The following is a 15344-nucleotide window of genomic DNA, read 5'->3' as shown; positions in this document are numbered from 1 at the left end:
AGAACACTATCTAGTCTCTATCAGGGCATTCGTACCGGAAAAATTCAATGCGAATGCCCCAGGCAGAGGCGATTCCGATAGGACAAAAGGACATCCTACCTCAAGTTTTACACTTTTGTTGATGATGCTCTGGAATACATTCACCAACATTGTCGCCTTGAAGAGGCATCTTGGTTTCATCCTCTAACATATTGTGAGTCATTTTCGAATTCGACAAGAATTGATTAAGAACCATACCAATCAAGTTGCATTAACAATATTAGTTACAACATACTTAAAAAGATAACAATAACAAAAATATGACAGAACAACGAAAAACCAAACAAACTGCTATATAAAAATCCAGAAAGCCATTACAGGGGAATAATGGCTAGATCTGACGGGATTACTTGATTAGCAACCCAGTGGCAGGGATTGCTGTTATCAGCAATGCGACAATAGTGAGCTTTTCAGCCAGATGTAAGCTATTTTTCTGCGGGTTTTGGCGGCGTGCATACAAAAAAACAATAAGACCTGGCGCATAGAGGACAACAGACAATAGCAAATTCATCAAACCAGATGCATAAAGCAGCCATATGCCATAAATACATGTTCCAACAGCAATGAGTAATAACCCCTTATTGCTACGATCAAAAGCGACTTTTAAAAGAAATGCTCCGACAAGGAAATAGGGCACTAAAATCATTTCTGATGCAATTGTCAGCAATGAATTGTAGTTGCTTCCACTCAACCAGATCAAAACGAGAGAGAGTTGTACAGCGCCATTAGTGAACCACAATGAAGATGATGGCGAATTATTGCGGTTTTGCCGGTTAAATACTTTTGGAAAAGAGCCGTGTTGGGCAGCGATAAATGGCACTTCGGCTGCCATGATTGTCCAACTCAGATAAGCACCACAGACGGAGACAATCAATCCGGCAGCAATAATGATTTCACCTGCGGAGCCAATAAGTCTTACCATCAGGTTTGCCATTGATGGATTGCGCATTGCTGCTAACTCAGGTCGTGGTACTAATCCAAGGGAGAGTAAGGTGACCAAGATGTATATTGCTAACGCCGCAATGACAGCCAGCATGGTTGCAATACCCACATCTGTCCGTTTTTTCGCTCTGGCTGAAACCACAACAGCACCTTCAATACCAATAAAAACCCAAAGGGTAATTAACATGGTATCTTTTACTTGTTGCCAGACAGGAACCCCTAGATCGATGCCTTTAAAGTCGAAATGAAAGGTATCCGTTTTGAAAGCTATGGCGGCAAGTATGATGAAAGCACCTAAAGGCAGCAATTTTGCCATTGTTGCCAATTTGTTGATTCCGGCTGCGGTTTGAACGCCGCGGAGTACTAACCAATGTACGAACCAGAGTAGAATAGATTCTCCCAATAGGGACTGCCAAGTATTGCCGTCACCAAAGATGACAATGCCCTCTTTATCAGTAAAGAAACTCAGAGCGGCAAAAACGATAACCAGATAGGAAACGTTGGCAACGACTGCGCATAACCAATATCCCCAGGCAGAGCAGAAGCCTATTAGTTCACCAAAGCCCTCTTTGGCATAAGTGAAAATCCCTCCATCAAGATCCGGACGAAGACGAGAGAGCAGTAACAGTGCGGTAGCCAAGAACAGGATACCGACACTTGTTATTCCCCAGCCGATCATTAACGCTGCCGGGCTGGCGATTTCAGCCATATTCTGCGGTAAGCTGAAAACACCCGCACCGACCATAGAGCTGAGTACCAGAGCAGTAAGAGCTGTGAGACCTAGTTTCTTTTCCAAAAATATGTTCCTAATATGACATAAACTGCATTATTAACCAGTTTGTTATCCTGATCATAAAGATGAACTGGGTATCGGGTTTTCATCGTTTCCAAGCTGTACAGGACGGAGAAACAAACTGATTGAACCTAGAAATAGGGGGGGATTCTACGAAGGGTATGAGCTGGATGCAATGGTTTTCTATGCAAATAACTATAAAATTTATGCATTGTTTGATGGTGAATTTAGTGAGATGCAATTTGTTTTTATAAGCTGATATGAGTTATTTTTATAATGCTGTTTATTGTACTAAGGTAAATAGGTAATAAGCATGAATTACTATGGTGTTATTACTAATTAAGTAATTTTTATTTTAATTTTTTCGATCGATCTCAAAATTTAATAAAAATAGTTGTGAAAGATAAAGTTTTACCTCTAATTTTCATTTTGTTATGTAATATTACTGCTAAGTAATAATAATCTCTTGTTTTCATGTCAGATTATTAAATTAATCCATTAGATATGTAATTTCATAATGTTATGAATATCTTATTAAATTAAAAAAGATGGAATATTTTTTAATTCATTGATTTAATTTAAATATTTTTTTGATTTTAATTGATTATGTTAATCTTATATTCAAGTTAATATATTTTTCATTGATTTTTATATCAGTAACTAATTAATTTCCTACAATGTGATATAAAACTAATCTTATATAAAAATAAAAAAATCATGTTGACAACGACTGTTTTGATTTATATTGTTTGTGAAAATATTACTCTGTGATTTATTAACTTATTTTTCTTGTATATGTTTTTAATTTTCAGGAATGATTATATGTACCTATGCCAAAAAATATTCTCAGATGGTTAGAGGACAGCTGTTATTAAAATTTTTGTCTTTTAGGTGCCGATGAATGGCTCAGTATTAAATATTCATAAAGGTTAGAACATATGAAACGTGTTCTTGTGGTGTCGTATTCCCAAAGCGGCCAATTGATCGAGGTGGTAAAAAGCTTAATTTCACCCCTGCAAGAGTCTGACGAGATATACATCCGTGAAGTTATTCTGAAACCGATTCCAGAATTTGAATTTCCCTGGAAGTTTTCTAAATTTGTTGATGTTTTCCCAGAAACAGTGCAGTTACATCCGCCTGAGCTAGCGCCTTTGAATCTGGAAGACGAAGAACCTTTTGATTTGGTCATATTAGGCTACCAAGTTTGGTATTTATCACCTGCTCCTCCGATAGTGGCATTTCTTAAGAGTGAAGAAGGAAAGCGTTTACTTAATGGCCGACCGGTGGTGACAGTTATTGCTTGCCGAAACATGTGGTTGATAGCTCAGGAAACTGTCAAAAGATTGTTGCATGAAAGTGGAGCATATTTGCGCGATAACGTGGTCTTTGTTGATAAAGCAAACTTTTTTGCAACAGTATTCACAACCCCGATATGGCTAATGACAGGAAAAAGACAGCCATTCCCTAGCTTACCGCGGGCGGGTGTATCGGAGGAAGACGTTAAAGATGCTACACGTTTTGGTGATGCATTGTTGGCAGCGCTCAAAACGGATAAAGAGAAAGTTGATGCTCCAATGTTGAAAGGTATGGGAGCAGCGGTTGTCGACCAAGCTTTTATTTTCGGTGAACGTGCGGCGCATCGAGGATTTAGATTTTGGTCCGGGTTGATTTGCCGTGTGGGCAAACGAGGGATATGGGTAAGACGCTCTTTATTAGCGTTGTTTGTAACCTATTTAATATTGATGGTGTTAGTTGTTTTTCCTATTTCAGTGGTTGTTCGCCGTTTGCTTACCCCATTACTTAAAGAACGTCTTAATGAGTTACAGAAATACTATGAACAACCTTCTGGTTCTGCCCGCTACGATGATAAGGAGATAAATAAGTAAATGAGTAACAACGTTTATATCACTAAAGTTTCCGCGTTTATGCCAGGAAACCCAATAGATAATAATACAATGGAATCTGTCCTTGGTTTTGTTGGTGGTCGTCCATCAAGATCTCGTCATATAGTTCTTCGCAATAATGGTATCAAATATCGCCATTATGCCCTGGATCCAGAGACGGGTGAGGCAACTTATACATCTGCTCAATTAGCGGCTGAGGCAGTAAAAGGTTTGGTTGATGAACACTTTTCTTTAGATGATATGCAAAGTCTGGCAGCAAGCAGTGGTACTCCTGATCAAATTATACCGGGTCATGGTATTATGGTTCATGGAGAGCTAAAAAATAAATCCTGTGAAGTTATCTCAACTGCCGGTGCTTGCGCCTCGGGTATGACAGCGATGAAATATGCTTATTTGTCCGTTCTCTCAGGAGCGACAAGTAATGCGGTTTCAACAACGTCGGAAGTACCTTCCACTGTATTGCATGCCCGCAATTTCCAGAGTGAAAACGAAGCTCGGGTTGCAGAACTGGAACGACGCCCTGAAATCGCTTTTGAAAAAGATTTTCTGCGTTGGATGCTTTCTGATGGCGCCGGCGCTGCTTTACTTGAAAATAAACCTCGACCTGATGGCATTTCATTGCGAATTGATTGGATAGATATGTACTCTTTTGCTAATGAGCAAGAGACATGTATGTACTCAGGTGGAGAAAAGTTAGCAGATGGCAGTTTAAAAGGCTGGTCACAAATGAGTCAGGCTGATTGGCTTACATATTCTGTTTTCTGCATCAAACAAGATGTCAGATATTTAAATGAGAGGGTCGTTAAATACACACTTACCGAACCATTGAAACGGATAGTTGCTGCTCGTAACTTATCGGCAGAATCTATTGATTGGTTCTTGCCTCATTATTCATCTGAATATTTCCGCATGAAATTTTCTGCGGGTCTTGATGATATTAATTTTAGTATTGAACAAGAACGTTGGTTTACTAACTTAACAATGAAAGGAAATACCGGATCGGCTTCTATTTATATCATGTTGGATGAGCTTATGAAGTCGGGTAAATTGAAGAAAGATCAGCGTCTGTTATGTTTTATCCCTGAAAGTGCCAGATTTACAGGGGCATTCATGCACCTGACTGTCGTGTAAATATTTAATCTTAGTGTTAATGAAGAATGGGGAAACAACCTGTTTCCCCTTGTAATTGGTACATCTAGGAAAATACAGCGTGGAAAATTTAGAGAATCGTGTCAAAAGTGTTGTTGCAGAACAACTTGGAATACCCGAAACCCAGATTCTTAATACACAAACATTCGAGGAATTAGGTGCCGACTCGTTAGATAATGTTGAACTGATTATGGCTCTAGAAGAGCATTTCGGAATAACTATTGATGATGAAGAAGCGGAAAAAATAGTGACGATCCAGAATGCTATTGATTGTATCGATTCGAAGTTGGGATCCGCTAACTAATTTGAAGAACTTTATTCTCTGTATAAGTAAAAAAGCACATATGATTATCATGTGTGCCTTTTTTTGGTTATATACCCTATGGATTTCAAGATGCATCGCGACGGCAAGGGAGAGAATCCCCGGGAGCATAGATAACTATGTGACCGGGGTGAGCGAGTGCAGCCAACAAAGAGGCGACTTGAAAGATGACGGGTATAGATTATTTGAACAGATCTGCACTGATAGTGGAGGTTCCACCACTAGATTGCCATTCACGGGTAATATGATAGTACTTAGCACCTTTAGCCGCGGCGCGTTTAGCGACTTCATAGGAAACATCAGGCATGCTGTTGTAGTAACCTGAAAAGGTGATGGAATCAAAAGGAACCATCTGAGCAGCGCTGATTTTATTTAATTCTTGGATTTTTGTGCCATTAGGAAGAGTTACAGTGTAACGCTCACCTTTAGAATACTGGGTTTCAAAGAAGCGACCAACAGAATTACTGGTTGAAGTTGAAGAGGCTAAACCAGGAATTTCTACTTTCTTAGCTGATTCGCCACCAGCAGCCAATGCAATGCGTCCAGAATCGGAATTTGCCGGGATAACAGCTTCATCAGCCTGAATTTGGCGTTTTGGCGCATCATCTTTATAAACATAAGCTGTCACTGTCTGATTACCGCCATCATTGATTGCAACCTGACGAACAATAAAGAAAGCCGCTGCGCCTTTTTTCTTGGCTTCTTTTGCAATGGCTTCATTCAAATCGGGTTCATTGTCGTAAAAACCGTTAATAGTGACTGTGTCGAATGGTTCCAACGTTATAGCTTCTGCTTTAGGTAATTCTTTGATGCCGCGGAATATACGATATTTAGGTGAATTATCAATTTCCTCTGCATCTTTGTGATACAGATCAGCTGTAACGCGCAGATTGCCGCTATTATTTAGATCGTCAAGGCTTTGGATATAAAACCCATCTGCCCCCATTTTGTCTGCACGACGGGAAACCGCATCGGCAGCTTCATAAATAGCATTAAAAGGGCCTGTAACCGTAATACGTTTAAATGGTTTCAGCTTTGCCGCTTTCTCCGGGGATAACTCCTGAGCTGCTTGAACAGTGGTAATACCCGTTAATGAGAATACCGCTGCTGCAATGATCGTTGTTTTCAGCTTCATAAAAAATTCTTCCACCTTGCGCATTAAATAGTTGTAACTTGCTGAACATGGTTATGCATCACATAGCCGATAATTATTACATGTAATAATAGCTAATGTCCCACGAATTTATGCTATCAGTATGAATGAATGCAAGTTTATAGGATAGGGCGCCATAAGTTTTTATCAACATTGCGGGTAGTCCAGTTAAAATTGCGATTTGCACTGGTAATACTACACCGGTAATACTAGTTAGTTATTTTACGCATTAGTTATCTATCATCGATAATATTTTCAATTTGTTATCAAAATATTTGTTGATAGATTTTACTGATGGCAGTAATAAAGTTAATTTAGTCGCTAAATTGACTGTAACAAGCAATAATCATCATTAATCTTAGGCTTTAGGAAGGGAACATTATGCGTATTGGTGTACCGAAGGAGCGACTTGTCAATGAAGCACGTGTTGCAGCCACACCGAACACGGTGGAACACCTGCTGAAATTGGGATTTAATGTCGTTGTTGAGAGTGGCGCAGGGCATTTAGCTAGCTTTGAGGATAGTGCTTACCAACAAGTAGGTGCTGAAGTTACTGATCGTCATAATATTTGGCGTTCAGATATTATTTTAAAGGTTAATGCTCCTGAGGATGATGAAATTGCATTAATGAAGGAAGGGAGTATGTTGGTGAGTTTTGTCTGGCCAGCGCAAAATCCTGAGTTAATGCAGAAGTTATCAGACCGCAAAGTCACGGTGTTGGCAATGGATTCAGTACCGCGTATTTCCAGAGCACAGTCGTTGGATGCGTTGAGTTCTATGGCAAATATTGCCGGTTATCGTGCAATAGTCGAAGCCGCTCACGAATTTGGTCGTTTCTTTACTGGTCAGATTACTGCGGCAGGAAAAGTCCCGCCAGCCAAGGTGATGATTATTGGTGCCGGTGTCGCTGGTTTAGCTGCTGTGGGTGCTGCGGGTAGTTTGGGCGCGGTTGTTCGTGCATTTGATACTCGTCCTGAAGTTAAAGAACAAATTCAGAGCATGGGAGCAGAGTTTCTTGAGCTGAATTTTGTAGAAGAGGCTGGTAGTGGCGACGGATATGCAAAAGTCATGTCCGAAGCTTTCATTAAAGCGGAGATGGCGCTTTTTGCTGAACAGGCAAAAGAAGTTGATATCATTGTAACAACAGCGTTAATTCCAGGGAAACCGGCTCCACGTCTTATCACCAAAGAGATGGTTGAATCCATGAAGCCGGGTAGTGTGATTGTTGATCTGGCCGCTCAGACCGGAGGGAACTGCGAATTAACGCAAGCAGATAAATTGGTTATTACTGCAAATGGTGTGAAAATTATTGGTTACACAGATTTGCCAAGTCGCTTGCCAACACAATCTTCACAACTCTACGGCACTAACTTGGTTAATTTGCTGAAATTACTGTGCAAAGAGAAAAATGGCGAAATCAATATTGATTTTGACGATGTTGTTATTCGTGGCGTGACAGTTGTCAAAGAGGGCGAAATTACCTGGCCGGCGCCACCCATTCAAGTTTCGGTTCAGCCGCAAGCAAAACCGGCATCAGTTAAAGCAGAAAAGCCAGCGGCGAAACCCGTTTCACCTTGGTTGAAATATGGTTTATTGGCATTGGTTGTTATCTTATTCGGTTGGTTAGCCAATGTTGCGCCAAAAGAATTCTTATCTCACTTTACTGTTTTCGCGTTGGCTTGTGTGGTGGGTTATTACGTGGTCTGGAATGTCAGCCATGCGTTGCATACACCGTTAATGTCGGTAACTAATGCCATTTCGGGGATTATTGTCGTTGGGGCGTTATTACAAATTGGTGATGGTGGATGGGTAAGTTTCTTCTCATTTATTGCTGTTCTTATTGCCAGCATTAATATCTTCGGTGGCTTCACTGTCACTCAACGTATGCTGAAAATGTTTCGTAAGGACTAAGGGGTAACTAATGTCGAGTGGAGTCGTTACAGCAGCCTATATTGTTGCCGCCGTTTTATTTATTTTCAGCCTGGCAGGTTTATCTCGTCATGAGAGTTCTAAACGCGGAAATATTTTTGGTATCACCGGAATGGCAATCGCATTGATTGCGACTATTTTCGGGCCTGATACCGGAAGTGTTGTCTGGATTATTCTGGCGATGGTGATCGGTGCGGTGATTGGTATTCGTCTGGCAAATAAAGTTGAAATGACTGAAATGCCGGAATTAGTTGCTATTCTGCACAGTTTTGTTGGTTTGGCCGCCGTGCTGGTCGGTTTTAATAGCTTTATTGCTCACGATAGTTTTGCAGAACCCGTGATGGAAAATATCCATCTGACAGAAGTTTTCTTGGGGGTTTTCATTGGTGCGGTTACCTTCACCGGTTCTGTTGTGGCATTTGGTAAATTATGTGGAAAAATTTCTTCTAAACCGTTGATGTTGCCAAATCGTCATAAATTAAACCTTGCAGCGCTTGTGATCTCCTTTGTGCTGCTGATTACCTTTGTGAAAACGGAAAGTACAGGCCTGCAAGTGTTCACATTGTTGCTTATGACAGCAATTGCATTAGCGTTTGGTTGGCATTTGGTTGCTTCCATCGGTGGTGCGGATATGCCAGTGGTGGTTTCAATGCTGAACTCCTATTCGGGCTGGGCAGCCGCCGCAGCGGGTTTCATGTTGAGCAATGATTTGTTGATTGTAACGGGTGCACTGGTTGGTTCTTCGGGGGCGATTCTCTCTTACATCATGTGTAAAGCCATGAATCGGTCTTTTATCAGTGTGATTGCCGGCGGGTTTGGTACTGATGGTTCTTCAACCGGTGATGAGCAAGAGATGGGTGAGTACCGTGAAACCACAGCGGAAGACGTTGCTGAACTATTGAAAAACTCAACTTCTGTTATCATCACGCCGGGGTACGGTATGGCTGTTGCACAGGCGCAATATCCGGTACATGACATCACGGACAAACTACGTGAGAAAGGAGTTAATGTCCGCTTTGGTATTCATCCCGTTGCGGGACGTTTGCCTGGGCATATGAACGTGCTGTTGGCAGAAGCAAAAGTGCCTTACGACGTTGTTCTTGAAATGGATGAAATCAATGATGATTTCTCTGATACCGATACTGTGTTGGTCATTGGCGCCAACGACACTGTTAACCCTGCGGCACAGGAAGATCCCAACAGCCCAATTGCGGGTATGCCCGTTCTGGAGGTTTGGAAAGCACAAAATGTTGTTGTGTTCAAACGCTCAATGAACACAGGTTACGCCGGTGTGCAAAATCCACTGTTCTTTAAAGACAACAGTCAGATGTTGTTCGGTGATGCGAAAGCGAGTGTAGAGGCAATCCTGCGTGCACTGTGATTTTCTATCTTTTTAACGTACAGATTTGATGGATTTACTGTCTCTCAATCGAGATATGATTGAGAGACAGAAGAAATTGGTAGTTTCCAACCGTCAACCCTGTAAATTTATCCTTTGGCGCCAGACTACAGGTGGCATTCAGGGAGATCCTTATCCTCGCCACGTGCAATAGCGTCTAACCAGTCAGAAAGTTCATTGCCAGTTAAATGCAAGCCGGTAGCTTCATATTCTAACCAAGCGTTTTCAGCATCACGTAAAAATTGTTGTCTGGATTTCAGAGTATTAGTTTGTTTATGCATAATCTTTCTACAAATATCACTAATAAAATAAACGTTGCCATTGGGAAGTAAGAATAGCAGCGTTTCAGGATGTAATACATCGCACGGTATGTGAAGAGTTCTGCGTTTGTTATTTAATTTCCAGCGTATCGTACCCCCGCCAGCGATAATTCATCACTGATAAGGTCCAGAACAAAATGAAAATCCCGACGACCCAAAAACCAACATTGCCCATATTGTCATTTAATGCCCCGATAGTGTTCCAGAAAACGCCATGCAAATCCCACTGTTCAGCGATAAGCCCAAGCGCTTCCAACCCACCAATGAACAGTGCTACGGCAACGGAAGCGGCGGTAATGGTCATGTTGTAATAGAGTTTGCGTGTCGGTTGGGAAAACGCCCAACCATAGGCACCCACCATCACAAAATTATCCAGCGAGTCGATGAGTGCCATACCGCTGGTAAATAGCGCCGGGAATACCATCAACGACCACAGAGGAAGTCCACTGAGAGAACCGGCGGCAGATATGCTTAATAGCCCAACTTCGGTAGCGGTGTCGAAACCCAATCCAAACAGAAAACCGACCAAATACATATGCCAGCTTTTGCTTACCAGTCGGAAAACCGTGTGGAACAGGCGCGTCATGATTCCCCCTGGCATTGTTGCCAGTTCGGTAAAATCACTTTTAGCTAGATCTCTTCCACGTTTGAGCTCCTGAAACTTTTGATAGACGCTTTTTAATATCAGCAAATTAATCAGTGCTATTGCTAGCAGAAAGCAGGCAGAAACTAAGGTGCCAACAATACCGCCATAGTCGTGAACCCAGCCCATTTGATCTTTAAACGCCATAGAGGTCAGGACGATGGCGAAGCAGGCTAGAATAACAATGGTAGAGTGTCCAAGAGAAAAGAAAGCGCCGACGGCAATGGGTGATTTACCCTGTTGCATCAATTTACGGGTGACGTTATCAATTGCTGCGATATGATCAGCATCGACCGCATGGCGCAGTCCATAACCGTAAGCCAGCAGGGCTGCTCCCATCATAACCGCATGATGATGGAAAGCGATAAATGCCCAAACCCAAGCCAGTACGTTGGCGGCAATCAAAACAACAAGAAGAGATACAGCACGTTTTTTATCCGTTAAATTATTCATATATGGAATACCTGTAAATCTGTAAATGTAAAACCCGCCTTACGGGTGATTGTTAGAAGTCAAAAAAACAGTAAGTATTTTCTGACTTCATGACCTATAATTTTTTCACTAAGTAGGCATACTAATCAGCTTGTAATATTACCTTGGATAAACTTAAATAAGAGGTAAGAGGACTAACCTGTGTTGAGAAGAATGATCTTAATTGACATATTATGGTCTTTGTGTCAAAGATTTTTTACTAAAAGATTATCTCAATCAATATTTGGATAGGGACAGCAGCTTTTGAATAAAGTTTGTTGGAAAAATCGTATTAAGTTATATATTGACATAGCAGTGTGACCGTATGGAATAACCAATGATTAGGGGGTTTTATGCAATTAACACCAAGGGAAATCGAAAAACTCATGGTATATACACTGGCTGATGTCGCATTAAAGCGTAAGTCTCGTGGTTTAAAACTCAATTATCCTGAAGCCGTTGCGATTATTACTGCGGCTGCATTGGAAGGCGCCAGAGAGGGGAAAACATTGGAAGAGGTAATGGATGATTCCAGGCATGTTCTGACTAAAGAGGATGTGATGGATGGCGTTGCTGATCTTATTCCGCATGTACAGGTTGAAGCAATATTTACTGATGGTAGTCGTTTGGTCACGGTGCATGATCCCATTCAATGATTGCTGAAACAAATTGTAAATAGCAGGAAAAATTATCTAGACAAAATATTAACTTATGCCTTGACTCACGTCTTAACGTAGAGATTTTCCGATGGAAAAAAATAATAAAGAAGATATTACTCCGTTGGGGGGATATATTCTGGCTAAAGACCCGATCTCCTTTAATGAAGATTGTCCGGTTATTCAATTAAAAGTTCGTAATTCTGGTGATCGTCCTATTCAAGTGGGATCTCATTTCCATTTTTTTGAGGTAAATAAAGCTTTACAATTTAATCGTGCGGCGGCGTTTGGTAAACGACTTAATATCACGGCAACAACCGCTATCCGTATTGAACCTGGTGATGAAATTGAAGTGTCATTAATCCCGATTGGTGGGAAACAAAACGTTTATGGATTTAATAATTTAGTCGATGGTTGGGCAGTTGCTATTGATGAACCTGTGGAAAAAACCTGGTTGCATGCCGGGTAGTAGAATTGAGTTATAAAGTTATCGAATAAATTCAAGGTAGAGTTGACGAACGTTGGAAAATCTTTCGAACAAAGGAATAAACTATGCCAACCATTTCCCGACAGGAATATGTAGGTCTTTTTGGCCCAACGACCGGCGATAAGATCCGCTTGGGTGATACCAATCTATTTATTGAAATTGAGAAAGATCTGCGTGGCTATGGTGATGAATCGGTCTATGGCGGAGGTAAATCACTGCGTGATGGTATGGGTGCGGATAACCGTATGACCAGCGAAAACGTGTTGGATTTGGTGATTACCAGTGTCACGATTTTGGATGCCCGACAAGGAGTCATTAAAGCGGATGTCGGCCTAAAAGGGGGGCGCATTGTCGGGATAGGTAAAAGCGGTAACCCCAACATGATGAATGGCGTTACGCCCGGTATGGTGGTTGGTGTCAGTACTGATGCTATATCCGGAGAACATCTCATCCTCACGGCCGCTGGCATCGATACCCATATTCATTTTATTTCTCCTCAACAGGCTGAACATGCTTTATCCAATGGTGTGACAACTTTCTTTGGCGGTGGTGTTGGCCCCACTGATGGCACTAACGGCACTACTGTTACCGCCGGCCCGTGGCATATCCACCGTATGTTGCGTGCTTTTGAAGGTTTACCGGTTAACGTAGGTATTTTGGGAAAAGGCCATGCTGCGGTAGCAACGCCGCTGGTTGAACAGATCAAAGCTGGCGTTGCCGGTCTGAAAGTGCACGAGGATTGGGGCGCAACTAATTCTGCATTGCGTAATGCCTTACGTGTAGCGGATGAAATGGACATTCAAGTCGCGGTACATACCGATAGCCTGAATGAGGGAGGTTATGTTGAGGATACCATTGATGCTTTTGAAGGTCGCACTATTCATACTTTCCACACTGAAGGCGCCGGTGGTGGACATGCACCGGATATCATTAAAGTTGCCAGCCAGATGAATGTGTTGCCTAGCTCGACTAATCCCACATTGCCTTACGGAATCAATAGTCAGGCAGAACTATTTGATATGATTATGGTTTGCCATAACCTTAATCCCAAAGTGCCGGCTGATGTTGCATTTTCGGAAAGCCGTGTACGCCCGGAGACCATTGCGGCGGAGAATGTTTTACACGATATGGGTGTACTGTCGATGTTTTCCAGTGATTCTCAGGCAATGGGACGAGTGGGAGAAAATTGGCTGCGCGTGATGCAAACTGCTCATGCCATGAAAGCGGCTCGTGGCAAGTTGCCGGAAGATGCAGCACATAACGATAACTTCCGTGTATTACGTTACGTTGCCAAAATTACGATTAACCCGGCGATTGCTCAGGGAATAAGTCATGTGCTCGGTTCGGTTGAAGTGGGCAAAATGGCTGATCTTGTGCTGTGGGAGCCACGTTTCTTTGGCGTAAAACCTAAGTTAGTCATCAAAGGCGGTATGATTAATTGGGCGGTGATGGGGGACCCAAATGCTTCACTGCCGACACCTCAGCCGACATTTTATCGTCCGATGTTTGGCGCATTAGGCAAAACCCTTCAGGAAACCTGTGTCACTTTTGTATCTCAGGCGGCAATGGAACTGGGGGTAAAAGAGAGTCTTGGTTTGGAACGTCAGGTGATGGCGGTTCGCAACTGCCGGGCTATCTCTAAGAAAGATATGGTGCGTAATGCTGAAACGCCCACCATTGAAGTGGATGCTGAAACCTTTGCCGTCAAGGTGAATGGTGAATATGCCACAGTAAAACCGGTCAGGACAGTCGCGCTCAATCAGCGCTATTTCTTTAGTTAGTCTATTTTTTGCTGCCGGTCAGAGCGTGTTTTTTCTGGCTGGATTAACCGATCCATGCGTTCAGAGGAGTTATCTTATGATTGTTATTGAACAGATTCTTGGTAATGCCAAAAAAGATGTTTTCTGGCGAGATCGCTTGCAAGGGATCTCGCCGGATATCTTGGTGCTTTCGCAATGGGAAGCGCAAAAAAGCCGTTGTCGTAAATCCACCCTTAACGGATTGGATTTAGGTATTTCCCTTGACCGTCATCAGGTATTGTCTGACGGCGATGTTTTATTGTGGGATGAAGCTAAAGGACTGGCGGTTATTGTCCAGATGAGCTTGCGTGATGTGATGGTTATTCATTTGAAATCATTGCTGTCACTAGATTCAGAGACGGTAATGAAAACCAGCTTTGAACTTGGTCATGCCCTAGGTAACCAGCATTGGAAGTCAGTGATTAAAAATCACCAGATTTATATTCCGCTAACAGTATCAACTAAGGTCATGGATTCAGTCATGAAAACCCATGGTTTTCACGCATTGCCTTACTCCTTTGTTAAAGGCGAAGAGATATTGCCTTCTCTTAGTAACGCCGAAGCTCGTTTATTATTCGGTGGCGCAGAGGATTCTGCAACACACGTTCATGTCGATAATACGTTTCTGAACCAGCATGTGATTAAACTAAAATGAACGCTCTCCGCTTAATCAGAATCATGCAATTTGCGGATTCAGTATTGCCTGTTGGCGCATTTTCTTTCTCAAACGGTTTGGAATCAGCCATTCAGAGCAAAATCGTGTATGACGTGGCAACGTTAAGCGAGTTTACGCGGACAGCGCTGTTACAGGCAGTGAGTAGTGATGGCCGCGCAGTCGTAGCCGCGTGTCGGGCGCTGAATTGTGGGCAGCATGACGCTGCTATTTCCCACGATTGGGCGGTACTTAACCGTAAATTAAATGAAGAAAGTCGCACCATGGTTACGCGGATGGGGAAAAAGTTAGCGGAAATGGCAGTTGAAGTCACCGGTGAGTCGTTAATTGCATGGTGGTTAGCACAAATAAAGAGCGATATTGCCGCAGGTACCTATCCGATTACTTTGGCGGTCGTCATGAGCGCATTGGGTGCTTCTCCACGTGAAGTGATCGTCATACATCAATATGGCGTTGCAATGACGATACTCAGTGCGGCTATACGCCTGATGCGTGTTACCCATATTGAAATTCAACGTATCTTGTTCTCATTAAATCAGGATATTGAACTGTTTTGTGATGAGGCGGAAAAGGGGGGAATTGACCAAATGACATCTTATGCACCTATGACTGATGTTCTAGCGGCACTACATGTTAGCGCGTTCACCCGGCTGTTCAGTAACTAA

14 protein-coding genes are annotated in these 15344 nt (G+C 42.3%); 10 read left to right on the top strand and 4 right to left on the bottom strand.

The window, feature by feature from the left end; all coding sequences use genetic code 11:
- Nucleotides 1–385: 385 nt before the first annotated feature.
- Complete coding sequence (locus AACQ83_RS01790; protein ID WP_112876011.1) at nucleotides 386–1777, bottom strand: amino acid permease; 1392 nt, start codon at nucleotides 1775–1777, stop codon at nucleotides 386–388.
- A gap of 935 nt (nucleotides 1778–2712) precedes the next feature.
- Here AACQ83_RS01790 and stlC point away from each other — a divergent pair.
- The 3 genes from stlC to stlE all read left to right on the top strand — a co-directional run bounded on the left by stlC (nucleotide 2713) and on the right by stlE (nucleotide 5131).
- Complete coding sequence (gene stlC, locus AACQ83_RS01785) at nucleotides 2713–3660, top strand: stilbene biosynthesis aromatase StlC (protein ID WP_112876010.1); 948 nt, start codon at nucleotides 2713–2715, stop codon at nucleotides 3658–3660.
- A complete protein-coding gene (gene stlD, locus AACQ83_RS01780) occupies nucleotides 3661–4809 on the top strand; it encodes a beta-ketosynthase StlD (RefSeq protein ID WP_112876009.1) in 1149 nt (382 codons plus the stop codon).
- 79 nt (nucleotides 4810–4888) lie between these two features.
- On the top strand, nucleotides 4889–5131 hold the full coding sequence (stlE, locus tag AACQ83_RS01775; RefSeq protein WP_112876008.1) for a stilbene biosynthesis acyl carrier protein StlE: 243 nt from the start codon (nucleotides 4889–4891) through the stop codon (nucleotides 5129–5131).
- A gap of 199 nt (nucleotides 5132–5330) precedes the next feature.
- Here the strand turns inward: stlE and ydgH are convergent, their stop codons facing one another.
- On the bottom strand, nucleotides 5331–6284 hold the full coding sequence (ydgH, locus tag AACQ83_RS01770; RefSeq protein WP_112876007.1) for a DUF1471 family protein YdgH: 954 nt from the start codon (nucleotides 6282–6284) through the stop codon (nucleotides 5331–5333).
- Between the two features lie 399 nt (nucleotides 6285–6683).
- Between ydgH and pntA the strand changes: the two genes are divergently transcribed.
- Nucleotides 6684–8213 carry a Re/Si-specific NAD(P)(+) transhydrogenase subunit alpha gene (gene pntA / locus AACQ83_RS01765; protein WP_112876006.1) on the top strand — a complete coding sequence of 510 codons (1530 nt, stop codon included), beginning with the start codon at nucleotides 6684–6686 and terminating at the stop codon, nucleotides 8211–8213.
- A gap of 10 nt (nucleotides 8214–8223) precedes the next feature.
- Complete coding sequence (pntB, locus tag AACQ83_RS01760; protein WP_112876005.1) at nucleotides 8224–9612, top strand: Re/Si-specific NAD(P)(+) transhydrogenase subunit beta; 1389 nt, start codon at nucleotides 8224–8226, stop codon at nucleotides 9610–9612.
- Nucleotides 9613–9737: 125 nt separating this feature from the next.
- On the opposite strand, the gene AACQ83_RS01755 is transcribed toward pntB, so the two are convergent.
- Both AACQ83_RS01755 and AACQ83_RS01750 read right to left on the bottom strand, forming a co-directional pair.
- Nucleotides 9738–9911 (bottom strand): hypothetical protein, encoded by a 174-nt coding sequence (locus AACQ83_RS01755; RefSeq protein WP_155416457.1) that lies wholly within the window; start codon nucleotides 9909–9911, stop codon nucleotides 9738–9740.
- 109 nt (nucleotides 9912–10020) lie between these two features.
- The gene (locus AACQ83_RS01750) at nucleotides 10021–11046 is read right to left on the bottom strand and encodes a HoxN/HupN/NixA family nickel/cobalt transporter (protein ID WP_112876004.1); all 1026 of its coding nucleotides are present in this window, start codon (nucleotides 11044–11046) and stop codon (nucleotides 10021–10023) included.
- A 371-nt stretch (nucleotides 11047–11417) separates the two neighbouring features.
- Between AACQ83_RS01750 and AACQ83_RS01745 the strand changes: the two genes are divergently transcribed.
- From AACQ83_RS01745 to AACQ83_RS01725, 5 genes are all read left to right on the top strand, one after another.
- Nucleotides 11418–11720: an urease subunit gamma gene (locus tag AACQ83_RS01745; protein ID WP_011146425.1), complete on the top strand. Its 303-nt coding sequence runs from the start codon at nucleotides 11418–11420 to the stop codon at nucleotides 11718–11720.
- A 91-nt stretch (nucleotides 11721–11811) separates the two neighbouring features.
- On the top strand, nucleotides 11812–12189 hold the full coding sequence (locus AACQ83_RS01740; protein ID WP_112876003.1) for an urease subunit beta: 378 nt from the start codon (nucleotides 11812–11814) through the stop codon (nucleotides 12187–12189).
- Between the two features lie 83 nt (nucleotides 12190–12272).
- A complete protein-coding gene (locus AACQ83_RS01735; RefSeq protein ID WP_112876002.1) occupies nucleotides 12273–13988 on the top strand; it encodes an urease subunit alpha in 1716 nt (571 codons plus the stop codon).
- A gap of 76 nt (nucleotides 13989–14064) precedes the next feature.
- Entirely contained in the window at nucleotides 14065–14661 is a 597-nt protein-coding gene (gene ureE, locus AACQ83_RS01730; protein ID WP_112876001.1) for an urease accessory protein UreE, read from the top strand.
- Nucleotides 14658–15344: an urease accessory protein UreF gene (locus AACQ83_RS01725; RefSeq protein ID WP_112876000.1), complete on the top strand. Its 687-nt coding sequence runs from the start codon at nucleotides 14658–14660 to the stop codon at nucleotides 15342–15344. The genes ureE and AACQ83_RS01725 overlap by 4 nt, the downstream gene beginning before the upstream one ends.

The sequence above is a fragment of the Photorhabdus sp. S10-54 genome, assembly GCF_963878145.1.
In the GTDB taxonomy this organism is placed as follows: domain Bacteria; phylum Pseudomonadota; class Gammaproteobacteria; order Enterobacterales; family Enterobacteriaceae; genus Photorhabdus; species Photorhabdus kayaii.
This window is presented reverse-complemented; position numbering and strand designations above follow the sequence as displayed.

Excerpts from the sequence above, each read along its gene's own strand:
- pntA (WP_112876006.1), top strand. The coding sequence starts at position 6,684 with ATGCGTATTGGTGTACCGAAGGAGCGACTTGTCAATGAAGCACGTGTT.
- AACQ83_RS01745 (WP_011146425.1), top strand. The coding sequence starts at position 11,418 with ATGCAATTAACACCAAGGGAAATCGAAAAACTCATGGTATATACACTG.
- AACQ83_RS01755 (WP_155416457.1), bottom strand. The coding sequence starts at position 9,911 with ATGCATAAACAAACTAATACTCTGAAATCCAGACAACAATTTTTACGT.
- AACQ83_RS01750 (WP_112876004.1), bottom strand. The coding sequence starts at position 11,046 with ATGAATAATTTAACGGATAAAAAACGTGCTGTATCTCTTCTTGTTGTT.
- stlC (WP_112876010.1), top strand. The coding sequence starts at position 2,713 with ATGAAACGTGTTCTTGTGGTGTCGTATTCCCAAAGCGGCCAATTGATC.
- AACQ83_RS01725 (WP_112876000.1), top strand. The coding sequence starts at position 14,658 with ATGAACGCTCTCCGCTTAATCAGAATCATGCAATTTGCGGATTCAGTA.
- AACQ83_RS01735 (WP_112876002.1), top strand. The coding sequence starts at position 12,273 with ATGCCAACCATTTCCCGACAGGAATATGTAGGTCTTTTTGGCCCAACG.
- AACQ83_RS01740 (WP_112876003.1), top strand. The coding sequence starts at position 11,812 with ATGGAAAAAAATAATAAAGAAGATATTACTCCGTTGGGGGGATATATT.
- stlD (WP_112876009.1), top strand. The coding sequence starts at position 3,661 with ATGAGTAACAACGTTTATATCACTAAAGTTTCCGCGTTTATGCCAGGA.
- pntB (WP_112876005.1), top strand. The coding sequence starts at position 8,224 with ATGTCGAGTGGAGTCGTTACAGCAGCCTATATTGTTGCCGCCGTTTTA.
- ureE (WP_112876001.1), top strand. The coding sequence starts at position 14,065 with ATGATTGTTATTGAACAGATTCTTGGTAATGCCAAAAAAGATGTTTTC.
- ydgH (WP_112876007.1), bottom strand. The coding sequence starts at position 6,284 with ATGAAGCTGAAAACAACGATCATTGCAGCAGCGGTATTCTCATTAACG.